Origin of the sequence: Rubripirellula reticaptiva (genome assembly GCF_007860175.1) — a bacterium.
In the GTDB taxonomy this organism is placed as follows: domain Bacteria; phylum Planctomycetota; class Planctomycetia; order Pirellulales; family Pirellulaceae; genus Rubripirellula; species Rubripirellula reticaptiva.
In genome coordinates this window covers 972,492-997,220 of record NZ_SJPX01000001.1, presented here as the reverse complement: position 1 = coordinate 997,220, position 24,729 = coordinate 972,492, and the positions used below count along the sequence as shown (strand labels likewise).

The 24,729-nt window shown below is 55.8% G+C and carries 2 protein-coding genes (1 of these 2 cut by a window edge); one reads left to right on the top strand and one right to left on the bottom strand.

The window, feature by feature from the left end:
- Positions 1-15: 15 nt before the first annotated feature.
- On the top strand, positions 16-2,229 hold the full coding sequence (locus tag Poly59_RS03595; RefSeq protein ID WP_246151353.1) for an amino acid permease: 2,214 nt from the start codon (positions 16-18) through the stop codon (positions 2,227-2,229).
- On the opposite strand, the gene Poly59_RS03590 is transcribed toward Poly59_RS03595, so the two are convergent.
- A protein-coding gene (locus tag Poly59_RS03590) for a CARDB domain-containing protein (protein ID WP_146532663.1) crosses the window boundary here: on the bottom strand, positions 2,226-24,729 show its 3' portion. The gene runs 14,225 nt beyond the window's last position; the window shows 22,504 of its 36,729 coding nt (coding positions 14,226-36,729); the start codon falls outside the window, past its right edge; its stop codon occupies positions 2,226-2,228. The genes Poly59_RS03595 and Poly59_RS03590 overlap by 4 nt on opposite strands.

Genomic DNA, 24,729 nt, shown 5'->3' with positions numbered 1-24,729 from the left:
CCGGATCAAGTCTCTGTGAAACAAGTTCGCCATATAGGATTGTTTGGTGCCACCGGTGTTGGTGTCGGTGCGATCGTTGGTGGTGGGATCTTGGCTTTGGCCGGAGTCGCGTTTGCGACAACAGGTCCATCGGCAATCCTTGCCTTCGCACTTAACGGTGTGATCGGGCTGCTGACGGCACTAAGCTTCGCTGAGATGGCGTCGAAGTTTCCCGAATCGGGCGGAACCTATACGTTCAGTCGCAAAGTGTTGTCGGTTGAATCGGCGTTCACCGTGGGCTGGGTGGTGTGGTTCGCTTCGATCGTTGCCGCAGTTTTGTACGCGTTAGGATTCGCCCACTTTGGGATGATCTTTTTACAAAACGTGGCCGCACTTGCCGGTTTGGAATGGGCCTGGTTGGATCAGCCCGCATTGGTTCCAGGGTTAGCGATCGTGACGACCATCTTGCTGGCGATCAGTTTGATGGTGAAAACCGGCGGCGGTGGCAACGCAGCAAACGTTGGCAAAGTGGCTGTCTTTGCGGTGGTGATCGTCGGCGGTTTGTGGGCGGTGACACGTCAGAGCGGCGGCGATACATCGGCTGCGTTCCGCCCATTCTTTTCCAGCGGAGTTAGTGGACTGATCCAGGCGATGGGATACAGTTTTATTGCGCTGCAAGGGTTTGATTTGATCGCGGCAGTTGGCGGAGAAGTCAAAAAACCGGAAAAGACGATCCCGCGAGCGATGATCTTGTCTCTGGTGATTGCGTTAATGATTTACATGCCGCTATTGTCGGTCATGGTGGCGGTGGGAACGTCCGAGGGACAATCGATCGCGTCGGCCGCGGCGGAAGATCCCGAAGGGATTGTTGCCGTGGCGGCGCGACACTTCCTGGGTCCGATCGGTTACTGGCTAGTAATTGTTGCGGCCGTACTTTCGATGTTCACGGCACTGCAAGCGAATTTGTTTGCCGCTTCACGTATCGCTCTTGCGATGTCTCGTGATCGCACTTTGCCAACCGTGATTAGCCGGCTTAGCAAAGGCAAGAACATTCCGACGGTCTCGGTGATTGTGACATCGTCGCTGGTGTGTGTGTTGGTGTTGGCGCTGCCCGATGTGTCGGCCGCCGGCGCGGCATCGAGTTTGATTTTTCTGGTTACCTTTGCGATCGCACACTGGTTGAGCGTCTTGGTGCGACAGCGTAGCGAAGCTAGCCCACCACCGTTCTTGTCGCCGTGGTATCCCGCCGTCCCAATCGTTGGCGGCTTGGCGTGCATCGGCTTGGCAATTTTTCAAGGGATCGCGGTTCCGCAAGCCGGATTGATCGCGGTCATTTGGTTGAGTCTTGGTGGGTTGTTGTTTTTAACGTTGTTTGCGCGTAGTGCACGATTGCGAGACGTATCGAGTGTTGCGTCCAATCCGGAATTGTCGCGGCTGCGCGGGAACACGCCGCTGGTGTTGGTGCCGATCGCCAACCCCGAAAACGCCGACGCGATGATCGCGCTTGCTGAAACATTGGTGCCGGCCGCGGTCGGCCGAGTTCTACTGCAAAGTATCGTGGTGGCGCCGCCGGACTGGAATCCGCAGGAGAACCCGGAACCGACCGACCGTATTCATGCCGTTCAACGCGAACTCATTCACGCATCGGTGCGACAGGGCGTTCGCGCCGAAACGTTGACTACGGTGGCGGCGTCGCCGATGGAAGAGATCGCACGGGTGGCTCGACTGCATCGGTGCGAGTCTGTGTTGTTGGGTTTAAGTGAGATCGCCGAAGAGGGCGTAGCGACGCCCATCGAAGGATTGCTGAGCCGGTTAGATACCGATGTCGTCGTGCTTCGTGCGCCCAAAAACTGGCATCTTGTCGAACGGCAACGTATTTTGGTTCCGGTTGCCGGGCGGGGTGGTCACGATTACTTACTGACGCGGCTATTGGGCAGTTTGGCACGAAAACAGAATTGTGATGTCAAGTTTCTGCGCGTCGTTCCCACTAACACGTCAGCGGCAGATTTGAAACGGGTGAAGAAAGAACTAGATCGATTGGCGTACGACAACTTTGGCGGGCGATGCGAGCGAGAAGTCTTGTTGCACGACGACGCGATCGCGGCAGTGGTCGAGCGAGCTGACGAATCTGGATTGATCATCTTGGGCGTCCAGCGGATTGGCCCGCGACAAAAACTGTTCGGCCGATTCACTCGCCAAATCGCTGGGCAAACTAAGTGCCCAGTGATCGTGATCAGTCGCCGCGGTTAGCGCTCATCCAGCAGCGACAACAACGCTTCGTCAGTCGCCTCCGGTTCAGCGGTTGCTTGTCGGGCTACCGTGTTGATGACGCGAAGCGCATCCTGTGCCGAAACTAAACCGTTGCCGTCCACGTCATAATACGGGGCCGGCCGAACGGTTTCGGTGATCGCGTACAGTCGACCGTCCGCCTTGTCGTGAACACTTCCGCGAGCAAGTTCATTCAGGATCACGAGCGCGTCGCCGGTTGTGACGGTTCCATTGTCATTCACGTCGGCAGCCAGAATCGGGTTCTGCCAAGAATCGGGTAGTTCGCTTTCCAGGTTACCCGATAGACGTCCAACTTGGTTCAGCACTTGCAAAGCATCGAGTGCCGATACTTTTCCGTCGCCATTGACGTCGTAGAACGGTGGCGGACCGACGTCATCAGTGATCGCGAACAGGTCTCGCGTCACCGGATCGTGAACTCGCTTTCGATGCAATTCGTTGATGATCAGCAGGGCGTCACGAGCGGTAACGTCACCCATGTCATCGACGTCAAAGCGGTCGATTGGATTCTGCCATCCGAGGTTGAAGTTCATGCGAACATCGCTAACCGTGATGCTACTTTCGTCAGCCCCGAATCCGATCAAGTCAAAGTAAAGCGTCACCGCTTCGCCGGTCGCGGATGCAGGAACCGGCAACGTGATGCGGATGTCTTCGCGATTCACATCGATGATGTCGCCACTAACCGCTGCACCCGAAACAACCACACCGCTGGCAAAGTGAACCGATCCATCGGCCTGCAAATTAAACGCCGCATCACCACCGGTCATCCCAACCATCTCACCCGAAACCGAATCGGTCTCGACCGCGCGCAAAATCGCCGCCTCAAAAGCTTCCGAAGGATGCGAGCCCGCCACATCCATAGACACGCCGCCGATCGTGAACGAGATCGAACGCATCCCAGCCGGCACCACAAACGTCTGCGACAAGTCCGAAATCATCCCCACGTCTTCGCTGATTGTGGCGGTGCCATCGGCGATTGAGACATCGCCAACGATTCTCCACCCGAAAGAATCGCTTGCAGGATCCGATACTGTCATGCCAGGGTTAGCGATTCCTATAGCTGGTGCGTTCAGCAGTGAATCTGCCAGCTCTGCGGCGAAGAGCACAAAGCCCAGTGAGCCAGCCGCATCGAGGTAGAGCGTGGATTCAGAAGCAAACTTACCTTCAAACAGCTCCGTAGATTGCCAAACATGCCGAACCGGTTCGATGTCCCATGGCGTTAACGATTTTATATGTGACCGCCGCAATGCACCGGCGAGGACAGAATCCGGGTGAATGGCCGTGTCCAGCTCGCTACGATTTGGTTCAAAGACGGCATGAATGTCGCCGACTTCCATTACCCATGCTTCACCTCGAGCAGTCTGAGCCGCCGAGAAGGCGGGAACACTTGGATCAAAACCGATCGCATGTCCAATTTCATGCAGGAGTGTCGATCGGAGATCATAGCCGACGTCGGACCAACCAAATCCCGAAGCATCGACATCGATGGTTATCGTCGCCTCGGCGGGTCGTCCAAACATGTCACGGGAGACGATCTTTGCTGCACCCAGCATGCCGTGCGGTAGATCAGTCAGTGAGAAAGTGATGTTAACTGGCGGAGCGAATCCAAGTTCTTCGCTCCAATCTTGCAACGCGAACGCACCACAAACCGCAATCGTTTCGACAGTCGGCTTCTTCTCGCATGGATCAATTGCGTTGGGGTCAAAGATCGCGTCAATGGACGCACGTTGGTCCTCGGGTGGCATTGCTAGCGAAATCACCGCGCCTGTGGAAGGCATTGGCCCGTATACACCCATCGCCCGGAGTGAGAGATGCGAGAGCGGAACAAAGTGGTCCCGGGATAGAAAAAGAACGCTTCCGTCAGCCATCGTTGTTGACTTCAGTTGCGTGCGGACAATCCCAGTGGGAACATTTGGTCCCTTCAAGTCTCCCAACTGTGCTCTCAAACGCTGGCCTTCCAGATAGGCCGGGAAGAACAAGTCGGAACTTGGCACGTCGCTTACAGGACCAAATAGATAGTCCTGAAAGGGCACCAGATATCCGTGAGCACCTTTCTCGATTGGACCAGTGGCGATCGCATCGTAGTCGTTCAATCCACCAAACTCTTTCTTGTCCTGCTTATACAACTCGACGAGCTTGTATTTCCCGGCCGCTCCGTCGTCCGCGTTTTTGAACGTATCTAAGTTATCTTGCAACGACTTTCTTAAAGCCGAATTGTCACTTGCTTGTGTGATGCGAAATTCCAGCTCTTTGACGGCAAAGTCGTAGAAGGCATCCACAAACTCTTTGCCCTCGATCACGACATCCTTCATCTTTCCGGTGGTTACGTCCTTTTCTTGGATCGCCTTACCTGTTCTTTTATCCATGAGCGTTGTCTTCTGGTGGAGCTTCTCGAACAGCTCTTTGTTCAATGTGACAAGGTTGAAGTCAAAGTCACTGGCACTTCCCAGCGGCGTTTTGAACAAATCGGAAACGGATCTCCACGCCGTATTCCATTGAGACCCATCCAGCAGGTCCAGAGCACTTGTTTTTCCAGAAACAATGCCATGAACCTTTCTCGCGCGAAACAGAAACTGTTCGGCCGACGCACCGAACGAACCGCGTTCGAAGATCCCCGCGATGCCGTGTTGCTTAGCAAACGTCGAGTCACGGGCGAACTGCGCCGATATCTCTGACATTACCGAGTCACGCACCCAGACTTCGTCAAGCCGTGCGATCACTTTCGCGGCCTGATCGGCGTCCAACGCATTGATTTTTGATGTCAGGTCACCTTTTCGACCAGATCCGAGTGCGATGTCAACAGACTCAGAAATAACGTTCAGCAAACGAGCGTGAATATTCGGTAAACCGATGCGACCAACGGGCCCCATCAGTTCACCAAGTGCACCCACCATCTTTCGCTGGTTGACATCAAGTTTACTATAGGCTTTGTTGACTAGCCAACGCGTATCGGATTCCATCACCTTGGTCTGCGCATTCCAGTCGGGGTCCTTGAGCCGACGAGTGCGATTTGCGAGTCCCTCCACATCATCAAATATGTAGTGCTCCATACCGTTGGCATCCGGCTTGCCGACCGTATAGCCTTCCTTGGCGCCGTTCTTTGGTGGCTCCTTGAGCGTTCTCGAAATTTCTACGGTTAACGCGTCATTTTTTAGATTCTGAATGTCGGTTGCGTCGAGATCGGCGAGACGTGCTTTGTTCTTCGGGTCATTGAAGAAGCCTTCGACCTTCGCTTCAACAATGTCAAACTCGGCTTCTGTTTGGTTTGCGTCGCGTTTGCGAATGTCCTCCCATGTGATTTTTGGTGTCGGCGCATCCGATGTCGCCCGCGCAGCGGTTCGGCCAGGCTGAGGTGCGTCTGGCATCAAGTGATTCAGGGCTCGCCCGCCTGTCTTGACTTTGCTCAGCCTTGATGCAAACGCGGAACCAATTGCGGCTCCCGCCACAGTTTCGGCAATCATGCCGACGGCTTGGCCTTGACGGACTGGATCTCCGGACGCCAAGTCCAACGGCAGCATGAAGATTGCCTCGGCCATCGACGCTGCTACCTGGGCCGCACCCATTTTTTGCACGGCCTCAGTGATTTGGCTATAGCTCTTCTGTTGTGCACGATCGCTATTGCCACTGCCCGGAGCGACGGATTGATTGACAACGTCGACGCCAAGCGCCGCCATGTCCGCCATGCCCTGATAGATAGAAAAGATTGCGGCATCCGCCATCAAGCCGAAATGTGTTTGATAGCTGCTGATCTCAGAGTCGGGCTTACCATTTGCACCTTTGAAGGTTCGCCGATTGGCCTGTCCCTTCGCGGCCAAGTTCTGCATGACTCCGGTGACTGTATCAATTTCGTTTCGAAGTGCGCTGCCAACGGCGTTTAGACGACTGCGGAACGTGTTCATCACCGCTTCGCGACTATCAGGAATCTTGCCAGTGAACAATGACTCGTAAACGGCAGCTCGGTACACGTTGTACCTAACGATCGTGCCAATGACTGGCTTTGCCACGCCATAGATTCCTCCGGCGGCCCAATTGGTGAAGCCAGCGGCAAAGTCGACGCCCGTTGAAGCATACCGGCTAAACGAATGAGCCCCAGTAGCATAAGCGGCGCCGCCAAAAGAGACGCCCGTTTGGAAGGACAGCGTACTCACCTGGCCGCTGAATCCGGCTGGGACGCCGTTGGAGTAGGACGCCATCTGCTGCGTACGGTTGCTCAGCCCGCCGATCGCGATTCTCGCTAAGCCCGACGGATCGCGATAGTTGGCCGGATCGCCACCGGAATAGCGATACAGATTCGTATCACCACCACCAAATCCAGTCGGATCGATTGACAAGAACCGGCCAAGTGCCGGATCGTAGTAGCGAGCCGACATGTAGTACAAACCAAGCGACGCATCAAACTCCGCACCCGAGTACAGCAATCGCGATGCTGGAGAGGTGCCCAACGATTCAGTGATTGTGCCATAGGCGTTGTAGTGCAATCGATCGATGAGCGTGCCATCGTCATCAACCACCAGCCGCGTCGAATGGCTGCGATCCATCAATAGGAACTCAGCGCCGTCGGAAGCGGAAGTCTGGGCATACGTTGCCCCGGTCACCGGATTCGTCAGGTACGCGACATCGGTGACGAGCGTTCCAGCTGGATTCTCGACAAACTCTGCGACGAGTGTCTCGCCATCATAGATGAATCGGCGATCTTCAACTTCGGTCGGCTGACCACCTGGCTGAGTTGGCCTGAGCGTGACTTGCCGCACGCGGTGGTCAAACGCGTCGAACTCGTTACGGATGACCGAAAGCAAATTATCACTGCTGTCGACTGTTGTGATTTCTACAAGTCGATTGCGGTGGTCCCAACGGTAGGCAATGGACTCACCAGTGACACTGTCATCGACCTTGGTCAGATTCCCTTCCTTATCGTAGGTGAAGGTGCGTCCGGCGGCAGATTCCACGCGGTTCGCCGTCCCCACAATGATTTGTGAATCCGTTCGGTTGCCCGCTAAGTCATATGAATAGACTTCGTCGTCAGTCCCTGGACGGTCGATACCTGCCAATTGATTCGCTTCATCGTAGACGAAGGTGGACAAGCCGCGGACGTCAGTCTCCGTTCGCACGTTACCGTCGTCATAGTAGGTTGAATTGAATGAATCAACGACGTTACTGCCGAGGGAATGGACGATTGCTACCGACAATCCACGATTATCGTACTGCATTGTCGACGTGGCCACGGGGTTGCCTGTCGTGTCACGATACGTCATCAGCGACACCATCTCTGGCAGGTTGGTGATGTAATCCAAGCTCACGCTGACAGGTGCGGCAAAAGAACCACCCAGAGAAAGCTTCTTGATTCGTTGGTCAGCATCAGGTCGATCGAACTGTGATGTGATCAAAGGCGTGGCGGACGCACCGAGCAACAGTGCTGTGGACGATGTTCGACCCAACTCATCAAATGATCGATCGATCGTAATCGAATGCCCACCGGTATATTGCAAAACCTGTTGATTGAGATGGCTCGATGCATCATCGACCAACTGCAAGTCGATAGCGTTTTCACCGTCAAGGGCTGAGACCAAACGGCCATCAGCGTCGATCTCATAAGTCACTTCGTGAACAACACTACCGTCTGTGCCGATCCATTGCTCCGCGCGGGTGGCACCGGTAAGGTCAACGAGATACTGCCGTTCGCGACCATCTCGATCAGTCGACTTGGTGAGCTGTCCGGCCGAATTGTAGGTTCTCAATTGGTCACCAAACGGGTCAGTTTGGCGAATCATCAAATTAGTTGCGTCGTACTGGAAGGTTGTTTCCGTCAAGCCGCTGTCGACGATGGAAACTTGATTTCCAAATGCGTCGTATTGGATTTTCGTGACCCGATCGAGCGGATCCTTTGTCTCGGTGCGCCGATTTCGCCCATCGAAAGTGTAGGTGGTCGCCTTGGTGTCTCCGGCGGCAAGATAACTTACTAAATTGCCTACGGCATCAAACGCACTCAGCGCGGTCTTGCCTTCGCCGTCCGTGGTTGTCGCCCGATGGTTACGAGCGTCGTAGGTGTAGCTCATGGTCCAGCGACCCTGGGTCTCCGTTTGAAGATTCCCAGCCTCATCAAACTCACGGACGAGATCTGGATCGTCGCGATACTCAATCCGATCGATGCGTCCGAGTTCATCGTAATGATGGATTTGAGCGACATCGCCGGTCGCGTCAGTGATCACGGTGCGGACGCCCGTGGCATCGCTGATATAGTCATAGGTCTCGACTAAGTCATCACGGCTTGCGCCGCCAACGATGACGTGCGATGTTTTGCGACCCAGGTCGTCGTAGACCCAGTTCTCAACGTACCCGAGGGGGCTGATTCGCTCGACTATGTCCCCATTGTCGTTGTACGACATTTGCACGACGCTCGTTCTCGGCTGGGCCGCGGTGCCAGTCGGGGTTTCCTTCTGAATGACACGATTTGCACGGTCATAGACCAGCACCTCAGCGTACTCCTCGCCGCCGATCGGCACGTTTTTGATGACGTTGCCAATCGTGTCATAGTACAACTCTTGGACGAGCAATCCGTCGTAAGGTGTGTCAGCAAAACCAGGAGTGAATCGAGCTGCAGCGGGCATTGTGGGTGTAGCGGCCGACTGGGTAACTCGAATTGGACGGCTGAGCGCATCGTACTGGGTGGCTATCGCGTAGAACTGTCCCGTGGGGTCTCGCGGATCGGTTCGCAAGACCTCACGACCGATTGAGTCATACTCAAATCGGAGTATCGCTTCTTCGGGCGTACCTTCAGCGAGTACCTGCCGAACTGAAAGGTTCCTGGCATCAAACTCGGTCCGGTGAATGAATCCACGAGCGTCGATCAGCGTGACGGGATTCCCTGCGGCGTCATACTCATAGATCGTCGACGTGCCAAGGGGATCCGTTTGCTTCACGATCCGTCCAAGACCATCGTAGAGATACTCGTTCGTAAAACCGCGTTGGTCCGTTTTCAACACCACCTCACCGAGCGGGGATTGAGAGTAAGCGTTGCTGATTTGGAAGCCTTGGCCGTCGGTATCAACCAACGGTCGATCGCCAGCGTCAAAGGTCGTGGATGACGTCCCAAATTTATCTTCGGTGATCAACGGGTTCCCGTAACGATCAAGCGACCAGGTGATCGAGTCACCCGCTGCATCGGTGATGGAAGTGGCACGTCCGACATCGTCATAACCGATTGTCGTAATGTAGCCTGGGCCACCTAAGCCAACATGTGTGAGTTGACCGTTGACTTCGTCGTAGGTGAAGGTTTCTGTAAGAGTTTCTGGACGGGTAGCGGTTCCGGATGGCAGTTGACGCTGCAGTAGGTTGCCAGCCGCATCATACAGGAATGTGCTGTCGTAATCAGTGCCGCGTGGATCAACGCTACGTGACAAATAGCCAGCTGCATCGAACTCCCATCGTTCAACAATACGCGCCAAGCCAGCTCGTTCACGACCGTCCGGTCGGTCCGCTATCGCAACGTTTCCAAAGACATCAAGAGTCGTGATGGATCTGTACTCGACGCCGCGATCATCGGTTTGCTCAATGATGTTGCCAGCACGTCGGTAGACAATCGTTTTCTTGGAAGCCGGTCCAGGACTCGCTGTAGTGCCGGTCGGCTGCAGAATTTCGATCGGACGTCCAGCACCGTCGTATTTTCTTTGGATCGTGTAATGGTCACCACGCGGATCCATTGCAGCGATCATGTTGCCCGATCCGTCGTATTGATATTGCGAGGTGTGATCTTCCTGATCGGTTGTTGATCGCAGACGATTCGCCGCATCGTATTGCTTCGTCATCTTGGCGGGACTGCCAGTAGAGTCGAAATTGGGGCCGACCATCTCAACCAAGTTGCCGGCCTCATCGAACGTTACCTCGATTGTGCGGCCGAGCGTATCGGTCGTTTCATACGCCCGGTTCAGAGCGTCATATTTATGGCTGACTGTTCGCGTTGGAACGGTCATTCCGTCGACATCATGACCCTCATAGATTTCCTCGATCACATTTCCATTGCGGTCGTAGTCGTACGTGTTGACGTAACCAAGAGGGTTGGTGACTTTGATTTGCCGTCCGGAATTATCGTATTCGAACTTGTTTTGGGTCAGCGCACCATTTTCATCGTGTAATGGACCTTCTTTGACAACCAATCGCCCCACCGCATCGTAAATGTATCGATCGATCGCTGGGTCAAGTGGTGCTGAGGGAAGGCCTCGCGGACTGCTTTTGGACTCCAAACGTCCTAAAGCGTCGTAGCTGTTAATGGTCGAGAAGTACACACCTCGCGGATCTTGAACCAGAATCTCGCGGCCTTCGGGGTCATACGAATGGACCCAAGTCGCCGGAACGCCGGGGAATTCCGGCGTGCCGGTGTTCGTGGTTGACGTTTGCAAGTGCCCAGCGGCATCGTAGGTGGATGTTGTATTGAAGAACTCGCCTCGTGGATCGAGCTCCTCAGTAACGTTGCCGTAGGCATCGTAGCGATAAGCCGTGACCTCAGCATCAGCAGAATGATTCAAACTGGGAACAGCAATCTGCTGGGTCTTAGTCGTCACTCGACCTAGCGGGTCATAGTCAAACGTTGTTTCAATTCCTCTCGGATCAATAGACTTGGTACGATCGTCTTTCTTATCGTACTGATACGTTTGGATGAGAACCTCATCGTCTCCTTCAAGACCAGATGGTTTTTCAACCCTCGTCAGATTGTTTCGATTGTCATACGCATAAAATGTCGAAAACGGTTGGTTCCGGGTATAGAAGCGGGGGTCTTTCATCTCAATCAAACGTCCCGCTGGATCGAATACATATCCGGTCTTGTTCCCTTCGGCATCGATCATCTCAACGCGGCGATTTGCGTCGTCATAGACGTGCGTGGTGATATGGCTGTTGGGGACTTGGGAAGCACCGACACAGGAGGTCAGTCCCGCATTGGCAGCAATTTCAGCCACCATATTGCCTGCGGCATCATAGACGATGCATGACGTGAGACCCATTGCATTGGTCTGGCCGATTGGACGACCCAATCCGTCATACTCAAACGTCGTTGTGTGGTTCAACGGGTTGGATACCGACGTCTGGTTCCCGGCCGCGTCATATCCGTAGGTCCACTCATGATTGAGTGCATCTGTCTTTACTGTAAGTCTTCCCGCTGCGTCGTATTCGTTGGTCGTCACCCACAAGGGGTTTCGGGGGTCAGTCTCGGAAATGATATTTCCAACCGCGTCGTACCCGATCGTGATCGTCGACGTCGCTGGCTCGCTGATGGCGCCATAAGGCGAGGTGATCTCGTACGGTCTGTTCAGTCCGTCATATTTTGTGGTGGTTCGTAGAGACGCATCACGTGGATCACTGATGCTCGTGTGGTTTCCAGCATCGTCGATCTCGCTGAACACGGTGTACTCCTCGGGCGTGCCCAACGCGTACTTGGTCGCCGACAGATCGAGTTTGTCATCGTAAATGTATGCTGTTTCGTATCCCAACGGATCGATTTTTCGTTCTGTTTTACCGCGAGCGTCGTAGACCACCTGATGTTTCGCTTCATCCTGAGTTCCAAATGCATCGATCGTCTCAATGGCCCGATTCAGCTTGTCGTAGACCGTTCTTGTCTGGACCTTTGTTCCTTCAATTGACATGGTGAGCGGATTTCCGAGCGTATCGTAAGTCACGACCTGGACGATCGGAGGAAGATTTTCGCCCGTTGGCTTCGTGACGCGAAGCGTCCGGCGATCCGAGGAGTACTTGTGAGTCGTGGTTACTTGGCCGGACGAACCGAGATTCGGTGCTGGCGTATGAACCTTGGTCACGGTGTCCCAAGCCGGATCGTACTCATACTCGGTTCGATTTCCTTCACCGTCCACGCGTGCGGTGATCCGTCCCACCTTGTCGTACTCGGTTCGCGAAACGAATTGGTCATCGGTCGCCACTGCGGAATGACGCGGATCAAACGTGGCGGTATTACGGCTCAGTTTGTCATACTCGTAACGAATCGTTTCCTGTTCCGGGTTTGTTTGGGTAGTCATTCTCCGCAGGCCGTCGTACTCGTAAACGGTAAAGACGGGGGCAGCACCGGCGCCTGAGTCGATTCGGCGCGCATCGGCGAGCGTGAGCAAACTCCCTTCACCGTTGTAGGTCATTAATGTCTCACCGCCCTCGGCGTCGATGATCGAACTTTTTCGACTCATCGTATCCAGGAAGTACTGTGTCACAAAATTTCGGGGATCGGTAACCGTACTAATCTGGCCTTCGGGATAATATGCATAGGTCGTCGGTTCTGCGTTGCCGACCTGACGCGTTTGAACTCGATTTCGGTCGTCGAAGGTGTAGCCCGTGACGAATTCAATTCCGGTGCCAGCCGCTAGGACTTCACCAGTCATGTTACCGGCAACATCAAAGTGCCACTGCGTCACATGCTTCTCCGCGTCAACCCGCTCGGCTAGTTGGTCAAATACGTTGTATGACATGACGGTAAGTTGGTCGCCGGTCGTATTTGCAACCAGCGTGCTGATGACGCGATCGGCTTTGTCGTACGTGGTAACCGTCCTTTGATCAGCCAACGGCCCCGAAGCCACGGTTACCCGTCCACGTTGGTCCAACGTATGGACGATCGGCAGCCCGTGGGGTGGAATCACGGTCTCGACGCGACCGGCTGCATCACGTTTGTACGTGGTCGCGCGACCAAGCTGGTCGTACGTCGCTGTCAACTCATTGTATTGGTTGTATACCGTTACGGTGGAATCACCATTGGGGTCCTTTGTGACGTGGACATCACCTCCGTCGGCGGCGACCGCATAATTGGGTGGCAACGACGCGAGATCGTATCCATATTGTGTGACGTATTTGAGTTTGAGTGCGTCTTCGGTCACCGAGCTGGGCCGATCCAATATATCCCAAGTCTTGAGCATGACGACTTGATCGCGATCGGTCTCACGAATGACGTTCGCGTGCGCATCGTACTGCACGGCTGAGGTGTATGTGGGCGTGTCGCCTTCGCCAACGTTACGAATTTCGGTGACGCGGTTCATGACATCGCGGACATAGACTGTCGTGTTGCCGTTCGCGTCGATTGCTTCCAAAACGAAACCTGTCAGCGGATCGAGAACGTACGTGCGTGACCCGTCAGCGTAAATTTCTTGGATCGTGCGTCCCATTGAGTCGTACTCAAAGTCGACCGTGACGCCACGTCCGTCCGTAGTCACATCCGGCAGCCCACGACTCGTGTGCGTGAATGTGATCGAGACGGTATTAGGACTACCCGAAGGCGCGTTCGGATCCTCGATGGTTGTGCTAAGAATATTGCCATTCGCATCCAAAACATGTGTCGTGATTCGCCCGATTTCGTCGATAATTTCGATGGGTATATTATAAGACTCTTGACCCGCGGGGAGGGACTCATAGTCCCAATGCGTTTCCGTAGTCGCTGCGGTACCATCGGGAAAGTCGGTCTGCAGGACGATGTTACTGAAGGCGTCACGAACATAGCAGACCAAGTTGCCGACTCCGTCACGCTCAGCAGTGATGCGGCCACCGACGGCGTTTCGTGCAACTTCACTATGGTTTCGCGGACTGACAAGCGTGTCCTCGTATTGACCGTATCCGGTCATCGCATAGCGGTGCCGTTTGCCCTTGAAGTCAGTGTGATTCGCTTCTGCGTAGTACTCCGTTGCCTCATCGGCGTTTACTAGGGTGTCGCCACATTCTTCGGTAAACAAGTTGGATATCGACTTTGTGCTAGGCGACGACAAAGTATCCAAAGCGGGAGCGTTTGAGGCGCTCGTTGTTTCCTCAATCGGATGCAAGAATCCAACTTGTGCTGGCTCGAGAGAGAACGATTGTGCATCGACTCGAACGCCCGATCTTAAACGTCCATCGATCTTATCGTACTGATAAGTCTCACTAAATTGTCCTACAAGCGGATCGGCCGGATCGTTACCTCGCTTGAAGGTTTGCCCCGTCATCAGGTGAATGCCGAGCTCCGGATTCTTGTCATGGCTGTACGTGTAATTGAACGTCCGTGGAATCAAATCGGGGTCGGTGATCTTGAGCAGGTTACCGTCGGCATCGTAGTTGAAGGTTGTCGAACGATTCGCGGGATCGGTGACGCTAGCGATACGGTCGCCCGCGTGATTGAACGTCGTCACGAGTCCAACGGGGTCGGTTATCGACACCAATTTCTCGCCGCTGTGATTGAACGTTGTCACGTTGCCATTACGATCGGTAACGGTTTGCAGCAGGCCTTTCGGGTCAAAATCTTGTACCGTTCCGTCTCGGAGTCGGCGGCTAAAACCTCCGGCTGTGACGGTCATCACAGAGTAGTCATTGACGATCGGTGTAAAGATTTGGCTGTTTTCCGCAGGCGACAAGAAGATTTGCTCGAGTCCGCTGCCATCAACTAACAGAGCACCAGCATCACCGGGGTAGAGTCTTAAGTAATTTGACAGGCCCCATCCAGCCCCGAAAGCTGATTTGGTTTGATTGACGTGCGCATAGACGAATGTTTGTTTCTCCATTCTTCCAGCAAACGCGTCGCCGCTAGCACGGAGCAAGCCGTATTCGACTTCCATCGTGTACAGCCCTGTTTCGGCGTCCGACAAATCAATTTGGAGTCCCGCTCCATAAGTGAAATTCTTGGTTGCGACGGGCAGTTTGAAGAGATTCGTGTTCTCTGGGATATCGAGCTTGATCGCTTCGGCCGCCTCGATTCCTTCGGCGGTGTAGCGAACACCGTCCTTATCTACGGCGGACAATCGGTACCCGAGACGATCGCGGACTTGGTCGTAATTGGCCGCGTCCAGACCCGCGACGTTGATGTGATAGATCGGTCGTGGGTCGGCTCGCAATGAATCATACGACCATTGCAAGGCACGCACTTGTTCGACACTGGTATAGCCAACGAGGGTATGCGTCTCATTGAGTGCCCCGCTGTGGACCTCGGCTGTCGCAGCGAAACCGGCTTCGATGGAGAGAGCCTGATCAGGAAAACCAAGCAGCGACGTGGTTTGGTTGTATGGCGTGGGCGCGAGTGCTAGCAGTTGACCTGAGATAGCGGGTTGTACTGAGACGCCGCGAGGTCCTTCACCGGCCGGCAGTGGTGCAAAACGATTGGGCGTGAGACCATCGGGTCCCTCTGGGTTAACACCATAAGCGGCTTTTTGACCATTGTTGTAGAACCGAATATCTGCGGCGACCGCCGTCGTGGGAAAGACTCGATCGATTGGGACTGTCGACAGAGGACCACGAAGCAGTGCCGAAAGCGGTCCCGATGCTGCGGGATCCTCCGGTAAGAATTGTGTATAACTTGGCACGGCGTCAGCTCGCGCCAAATCTTCGATCCCGAAGATCATTGCCGCGAGGTTGTACCCGGTAACAATATCGCGTCCCTGTTGGGGCGCAAACACTAAGCCACTTTGAATCGCGATCGCCAGGTCGTCGGTGAACCCACCTTGTATCGGTTCTGTTGCAGCGATCAGTCGCGGCCGCTCGTCAATCTTATCAAAGTCCCCGAGCGGATTGCGAATGATCCCAATCGTCCCGCCAGCCGCAGCGAGGTAGAACTCTGACTTACCGGTCACTTCATCGACGAGGTAGGGATTGTAAACAAAGAAGGGTCCAATATTCGGATCAGCTTTGGGGTCACCGGCAGAGAACCGACGAAAGCCGGTCACGATCGCATACGACTCGTGAGGCCCAATCGTGTCAATAAACTGGTCTTTGGAAACAAAGGCAACGCCCTGTGTGTTGCTGACGCCGTGAACCTGGGTGGGACGGCCTTCGGTCAATCGTGGAATGAACCCGTAGGTCGTAAAATCGATCGTGTCGACGTCAAACCCACCACTAACGTCTTTGCGCAACACCGACAAACCTTGCGAGTCGGCGACTCGATCACCGACAAGAATCACGTTGGGATCGTCGGTGGTTGTCAATTCATACGGAGCGGGTCCGACAATGGTGACGGCAAGTGGGTCCTGTTCATCCACGACGGGGTTTTCGACTAGCACGCCGTCGTCGTCACGCAACTTGAGGGAGACAACTCTGCCGTTCTGACTGACCTGGGCGCGAAACAAATCGGTGCCAGGAGCGGCAACGTACAATCGGTCGCCGGTTTCGCTAATCGCGATTCCACGCAAGCCGAGGGCGCCGATTGAAAACTCCGAGCCAATGCGATTGGGGATTGCAATCGTTGAGATGACCTGGTGATATTTCGGTGAGAACGGATCGGTACTGATCACATAAATTGAACCGCGTAGCAGATCGCTGACGTAGAGTCGGCGGCCGGTCGTATCCATCGCCATATCGAACGGTTTCGCTCCGGCGGGAAGCTTGATCGCATTTACACCTTTACTGCCGTCGGTATCCGCTTTGTCGGTGTCCGGAAGAACATCGATTTGGCCGATCGCGATCGCATCGACGACGGCCACGGAACCCGCGCCTTCGAGCGTGACATAGAACTTGGTCCCGTCCGTTGAGGCAAGCGTCTTACGTGGCGCGAGGTCACCGGTTCCATCGCCGTCACGGAGTTTGAGAACCGCTTGCAGTCGTGGGTCTTGCTTCTTCGTATCGTCCTTGATCGGCAGGTAAGGCTTGCATTCTTCGCCCGCAGTGAACCCATCGAGTGTCGTGCAGACCGTGTAGAAATAGAGTTCATCGGGACCCACAGCGGCGGAAACGGCGTAGCGTTGATCTCCGAGTATTTGGATCGGATTACTCGTCAACTCCTGACGCTTGAACTTCCCGTCCAGCGGCAGATCCATCGGTCGTGTTACCGTGATCGCACCGCCGGCGACCTGTGCCCCGTCTGGGATGTCAAACGTCAATTTACCGTTGGCGAGTGTCAGCTTATCACCGGTGATCCGCACGTCGGGACCGCCGATCACGAGTCGTTTGCCAACCTCGTCAAACGAATCACGGCCGCCGATTTCGATGGTGACGTAGAGATCCTGCACTTTGCTGCCTAGCGTTGACCCATTAAATGTCGGGGCTTTGGAATAGGGATTGGCAGCAATAAATTCGTTTCCGTCAATTTCTAGTCTCAGCGTCTGGCCGGGACCTGTTGGGAAAAGAAGTTTTCCATTTTGTAGCGTCGGAGGGCTGTCCCGCGGTTCGGAACGATTAACGGCGGGGAGGATAATTACGGGAGACTGGCCTGGTGCCACAGTGACGCTTCGTTTGTCGACTTCTAACAAACCTGAAGGTCGTGTTTGGTAGGAGGACATCGTGTAGGGGATCGAAAACGCGAGCGGGACCTCCCAAAATCCGTACGCGTCATGGGCTGCATAGAATTTCGTTGACCCATCACCGGCGCCGTTACGGTCGGTTTGCATACTGCTGATGTAGTCACCGATTTGTGGGTTGCCACGCGTCGAAAGCCGTGTCGACAAGTCTGACATGGCGGTCAAGCTCGAACCGAGCGAGGGCACACCAGCGAACGCGATACCGGCGGAAGTGCCGCGGAACGTGTTGCCTTGAACTGGATCGCGACCGCCGACGCCAACGTTTGGCGGACTCGTCGTATGCACGCGTCCATTCTCGTCGACGATCATCGAGTCGACAAGAATCCAGGTAAGCTCGACCGTGCTTGCACCCGATTCGTCAGTGAGAAAAACCTCGACGGGCGAAAACAGATAGAACACGTCCCCAGGCGAGTAACCTGGTCCAGCCGGCAGTGACACGCTCACTGGATACGGATTTTCATCAGGCAAACCACCGACTTGAAACCCGCTATGAAACGCGAACCCAGGTGGCAATTGATATGGCAATGCATTTGCGTCGAGGGAGGCAACTGAAAGTTCCGTCGCTTGCGCGAGCGTTCCGGGCGAAACTCCAATCTGTGGTCCGTCGGCGGTGCCAAACAACCCGCCGCGACCGTCGACCGTCACTATAGCGTCATCGATGCGATCCTCAACGCGGAACTGTGTGAGATAGCTGCGACCACCCCGAACGACGATGACCTCCGTCATGCCCGCGGCAATGGCGGTGATGATGCCGTCAGCGGAAACGTTCAGTACTGTATCGTTCTCAACATAATATTCGGTCGCCGGATCAGCGGTGACATCGGTCAAGCTGGTCGCTTGCCGGTTACGTACTTCAAACGGTCGTTGCTCGCCCGGGACGAGGATGTAACTGTCTGGATAGACATCAACGAACTCCGTTGCCGGATCTCCAACTCGTATCACTGTCGCGGTCTGAAATCCGAGTGCTTCAGCGATGATCGTCGTGACACCATGTCGCTGTGCAATGATCAAGCCGTTGTCTGTCACTACAGCGATATCAGGATTCGTCGAATGGTAGGTTACATCGAATGCTGGGATGTCAAGCAACGTTCCGTCGTCAAGTTCCGCAGAAACTAGTAGCGAGGTAGAACCGCCAGGTCGAAGATCCGGATCGGATTCCGAGAATTGCAAACCGGTCACTTCGCCACTTGATCGAAGAATCGACACGGCTCCGGGCATCGATTCCAGCACCCCATCGCTGGCGAGGAAATTGACCACAGCTTCGGTGGAGTTGTCGCCGAAGGTGAATCTAAAAAAGCCACCGCCAAGTCGCTTCATTGTTCCGCCGGAAGTCTGTGGTGCAATGATTTCCAAAACGTCAGACTCTGAATCCGAAAGTTGGTTTCCAAGATTGACCACAAGCGTCGAACCCAATTCTCGCTGCTCGATATCCTCTGCGAGAACGTTTGGTGCCCGATTCGCAACGAACCCAAACGTTGCATTGATCGCGGCTTGGTCGATCGCATCCACATTACCGTCGCGGTCGAAGTCGGCGGCGCGGACGTAGTTCGCGTCGCCGGTGGTGCTGTTGAAGGCAGCCGCAAAGAGCGTGCTGTCGACGGCGTCGACTTGGCCGTCGTTGTTGACGTCACCGACTAGGTACAACGTGGCGGTATAGGCCCCGGCAGCGTCGCCGTTGATCGCAAACGTGTGAGTGCCCGGCTCGCTGAGAGTGATGAATGAATGACTCGGCGTGAAGTCGCCTGAGTCGACTTCGATGCCAATCGTGAGGCTGCCGGTGGGACTTGTTCGCAGTTCACCCGTGGTGATGGTGAATGCGTATCGATCGGTGGATCCGGCACTAAGGGTGCCATTGATGGGGGCGGAAATGATCGCGCGTGTCCCACCGGAGTGAGGCTTGATCGATGACACCAGGTCGACGGTGCCAGCTTCGTTGTATGTCCGCAACGAACCGAACGTGTTCGATGGAGCTGTCGTGGTCAGTCGGCCCGTCAGGTCATAAGCAAAGAAGGTGCGATCGCCGGACTGGGTGTCGATCGACGTAGACATTTGTCCGGCCCCGTCGTAGCGATACACAAAATGCTGGCCGCTTGGTCCGACCAGTTCGGTGATCTGGCCCTCACTGTTTCGCACAATCGTCAAACGCGAACCATCTGGCGCTACGATGCCGCTATCGGTGACTCTTAGGGATGTGCTGTTGTCGGTGGCGACGATTCGGGTCAGTGTAAAGTTTCCTGAGCCCTTGGTTGTGAATTCGTGATGTTGGCCGCCAGGAGAGACCAACGTGAAGGCGACGCCATCGGTGATGGTTGGCGAATAAGGCAGCCCCGTGCCGACGACGAAGTATTTGTTGCCCGACTTGCGCAGCGGCGCATCGGCATAACTTTCCAGTGACCATGTGACGTCATCATCGGCCGTCCATGCGGGTTGGAACGTTTGTACGCCGGAGGCGGCGTCGGTCAGTTCGGTGGGGGCGAAGGTGTAGCCGACTCGCTCGCCGGTGGGCAGCGTTAGGTACAACCTTGTGCCTTCGGCGAGTCCTGCGAAGGTGTCCGTCGTCGCCTTGCCGCCGATCGCGATTTGCGGATCGATCAGTGGCCATGACCAAACGCTGCCGAAGTCGGATCCTTCACCGAGTGTGGCGATGGAACTGTAGAAACGCGTCACGTCGACATCGATGCCTGCCAGCGTCACCGTCATGTCGGTCGCCGATTCGCTGACCGCGCCGGATTTGTCGGCAGAATTGATTTCCAAGTCGAAAGTGGCCACCGAAGTCAGACCACCGAAATCGCTGGCGGTGACTCGCGCGCTATAAAAACCGTTTTCGTAGTTCGACGGATCGATCGTGACCAAACGGACGATGCTGGTCGTGCCTTCACGCAGTAGGATTGGCTCGCCGCCACCTCGTGGAACCAATTCGACTTTGTATTCGGCCAGTCCATCGTCGAAGATGTCGAACATCATGTCGCGCGTGCCGGTCACGATCGGTGGCGCGAACTCGGTGATCTCGATCCGCGGTGCCGTACGATCGGCCAAATCGCGGATGAAGATCGGTCGCGTGGTGGTCGTCGTTCGGCCTTCGATGTCGGTGACGGTGGCAGTGACTTCGTATCGTCCCGGCGATGTTGCCACGAAGCTGCCGCGTCCGAGCGCATCCAGTGTGATCGGATTGCCGTCGATCGTTAGCGTTGCTTCGCCGATCGCTACGTCGCTGTCGGCGATCGGTTCGATCGTGACAGTTTGCCCCGGCGTCGCGGGGAAACTGGGCGTCAACACGAGTCGCAGGTCGGGCGAGACGGGTTCGAGCGAGGCTACCAGCGTCAATGCACGTCGCGTCTGGGTCGCACCATCGTCGGCGGTCAAACGAACGGTGTAGGTTCCCGCTTGGAAACTTTGCGGCGTCCACTCGATCACGCCGACTCCGTCGGTCACATTCAACGTCGCACCTTCGGGCAGATCGGTCGCCGTCAGGGTTACCGAATCGCCATCCAAGTCGGCCGTCGGTATCGACAACGTGAACGCTTCGCCGATTTGCGAGTTACGAAGCTGGGGTGCGTCGATCGACGGCGCTCGATTGGTCGGCAACACTTGCACTTCGACATCGACGGTGTCGGTCCCGCCACTTGGATCGCTGACCACGAAGGGCAGCGTGTACGTACCGGCCGAATCGTAGTCGACATCCCAGATGACTGTTCGTGTGGCCGGATCGAAGTTGAATCCGTTGATTGCGTTGCCGGTGTAGCCATAGATCAACGGCTCGCCGTCGGCGTCACCACCGCTGATCGAAAAGACCGTCTGATCGCCTTCGCGAGCGAACAATTTGGGAAGCGTGTTCAGTACAGGTGGTTGATTGGTGTTGTCGACCGTGATCACCACGTCATCGCTGCGTGATCCAGCACCGTCGGATGCCGTGATGCGGATGCGATAGGTGCCCGCCTGAGTCGACGAAGGTGTCCAAGTCAGCGATCCGCTGGCTCCGTCGAAGACGACGCCGCTTGGCAGTCGCGTCGTCGAAACACCTTGCACGAGCGCGGCGGTAAAGAACACGTTGTCGTTTTCAGCATCGGTCGCTACGGCGCTGACGCGAAGTGTCTGACCCTCGGCAACCGTTTGTGCACCGATGGGTTCTAGGCTCGGTCGTGTGTTGGTATCGCGGACGGTCAGCGTGATACTGCGTGAGTCGCTAAGCACGTCGCCGGCGCCGTTGTTGCCGCTGTCGGCAACGTTGAAAGTAATCGACGTCGTACCGATATCGGATGTGGTTGGCGTCCATGCAAACGTCGCTCGTCCGTAGAAATCATTTCCGACGAACGTCGCGCCGGTTGGCAACGTGCTGGACGTGAACGTCAATGGATCCTGGTCGGCATCCGTTGTGTTCAAGACCAGGGCGAACGGTTGTCCGACCAATGCAACCGAATCGAAAATCGGATTGAGTTTCGGTGGCTCGTTCGGGCTGGTCGCCTGCAAAATGAACTGAACGGTTTCAGCGAGAGGCGATTCGCCAGTTGCTTCCTTTGCGGTCACCGTCACCAAATAGTCATCCCGATCACCGGGTTGGGGTGATACCGACAGGGTTCCTGTTCCGTCGCCGTTGTCGATCAATGTCGCCCATGACGGCAGCGTCGTGGCTTGGCCGATTTTGACGTCCAACGCAATCGCGGTGCCATCGGGATCGACGGACACGATCGGAATGTCCAGCGTCGTTCCGACCGGAACGACTTTGTTCTCGATCGATGTGATTTCGGGACGGAAGTTGGCATTGCGAACGTTGATCGCTAGCGTCACCGTGTCGCTGGTCGGCGTGCCGGTTCCGTCACCGTCGTCGGTTGCGGTGAACGTGATTTCGTATCGCTGGGTTTCGGTGACACCGGTGGCGTCAAACGCAGGTGTCCATGCAAAAATCTGTCGTGCGACATCAAAGGTGGCGCCCGCCGGCAATTCACCATGCGAGTACGTTAGGTTAGGTAGCAGACCTTCAAAGTCGACGAAGAAATCTTCGCTGGTGGCGAGCGGATTGGTGGGTGCGACGGGGAACTCGGGGTCGAACGCGGCAACACGAACTTGCAGCGGTTGACCTTCAAAAATCGTGAACTCGTTGATGGCAGGGAACGCAACGGCGCCATTAATGTTGTTGACCGTCAGCGTCGATGTCACCTGAGTCAACGAAGTTCCGTCGTCCGCGAAGAACCGCAAGTCGAACACGCCGTGTTGATCGAAGCCGGGAGTCCACTCGAATAGTCCCGTGTTCGGATCCAAGAACGCGCCCGGTGGTAAATTTGGTGATACGTATCGCAACCGATCTCCGTCTTCGTCCTGACCGAACAATCGGAATGTGATCGCATCGCCTTCGTTGATTGTGCGATCGGCGACTGGCGCAAGAGTCGGCGGAACATTGTTATTGGCAATCACGATGTCGAAGGAAATACTGGTTTCGACGAATCCGTCGCTGGCGATCAGCTTCACGCCTTCGTAGACGCCCGCGTCATCGCCACCCGGTCGCCAGCGGAGTGCTTGGCCGATCGAATCGAAGACCGCGCCGGCGGGCAAGTTGTCGGCAAAGTAGAACAAGGCATCGCCATCGGGATCGAACGCGCTGACCGGAATCTCGATCAAGTCACCTTCGGTGGCTAATTGCTCGCCCACGGGTGCGATGATCGGTGCGCGATTGGCACCGCTGACGTCAACGGTCCAAGTTTGACGTTCAAAGGCACCGCGGGCGTCGTAGGCACGAAGTTCAAATCGAGTCAGCGGCGACGATCCTCGAGTCGGCATCCACGTCACTTCGCCGGTGGCCGGATTGACCGTTGCGCTATCCGGTGCATCGGTCAGCACGTAAGTGATTCGGTTCCCGTCTGGATCGGACGCCGATGCCATGTACTCGTATTCGGCCGAAGCGGCCGCGGTAAGACCTGGCTGCGAAGCGAACTCGGGCAACATGTTGGGTGGCAACGTTGCCAGCACTCGCGGATCGAAACTCAAGTCCAGCAAGTTCGGGTTCGCGATCACGACCGTTTGCGGCAGCGACGACGTGCCGGCAGCGAGCACCGTGCCATCGCCAAGGATCTGGAAGCCGTTGGCATCAGCGGGTTCGCCTTCGTTGCCAAAGAAAACTACCGAATCGTCGCCGAATTCGTCGAAGATGAGGTTGATCGGACCGGCGATGTCAAAGTCGGCGGTATTGTTGACGATGACGTCGAACAACAGCGTGCCATCGGCTCGGTTGACTCGCGTGGCCGAGTAGGAAACGCTGGTGCTGATCGAAACGTCTTCAAAGACACGGAAGGTCGTCGAGAATCCGCTGCCGCCGATCGGGATGCCCTGCTCGCTTTCGACGGACGAGGCAACACGAAGTTCGTACTCGGCCGGTGCAAGCGACTCGAACAGCAATTCGCTGGTTCGCGATGCTGCGTTGTACTGGACCGCACCGATGCCGACGGATTGTCCGGTGTCTTTGTTGACCAACGTGTAGTTCGCACCACGCGTTGCGCTGGATGGTTTGGTCGCATCGGTGGCGCTAAGACCGACGTCGAACACCAATGCGGCTCGGTTATTCTCTCGAATGATCGTATCGACAACTCGCGGCGCAGCGACAGTAAAGAAGATATCGACCTGTTCACCTTGTGTGACCAAGAATCGTCCGTCGGGCAATGACTCGATTCCTTCGACGCGTCCGGTGCCGCTGCTGGCGACGACGGTTTGACGCAGCGAAAGCGGATCCACGATCGATAATTGTCCGTTTTGCTGATGTCCGACGATCAGCGCATCGGCAAGCAATGATCCTGGCGCACCGATGGCAAGGGATTCGGCGCCACCCGCAATGGTGGCGATCACTTCAGCGCGGCCGCGGAAATCGAATCGCAGGACTTCGCCACCCGCCGGCCACGCGGTTCCGTAAAGCGTTCCATCGGAGGCGACGGTGAGCGCGTCGACGCGGATATCGCTAAACGGAGTCAGTTTGCGAGTCGCGGTGTTCAATCGGCTGATGCCGCCAGTGGTGGCGACGTAGATCGCGTTCTGGCCTGGGATAGCGGCCAGGCCCAGCGAAATGCCAGCGCCGACGCGATCCAAAACCTCGCCGGTGGTCGGGTCGAGTTGCAACAATCCTTCGCCGCCCGTCGATGCCCACAATTGTCCGGCCGAATCGAAGACGAGTTCGTAGATCGGGGAAGATCCGGTTGCGATCCGCGTCGATTGACCGGAAGTGCCAGAGATTCGGTACAACTGATTCCGGCCGGCG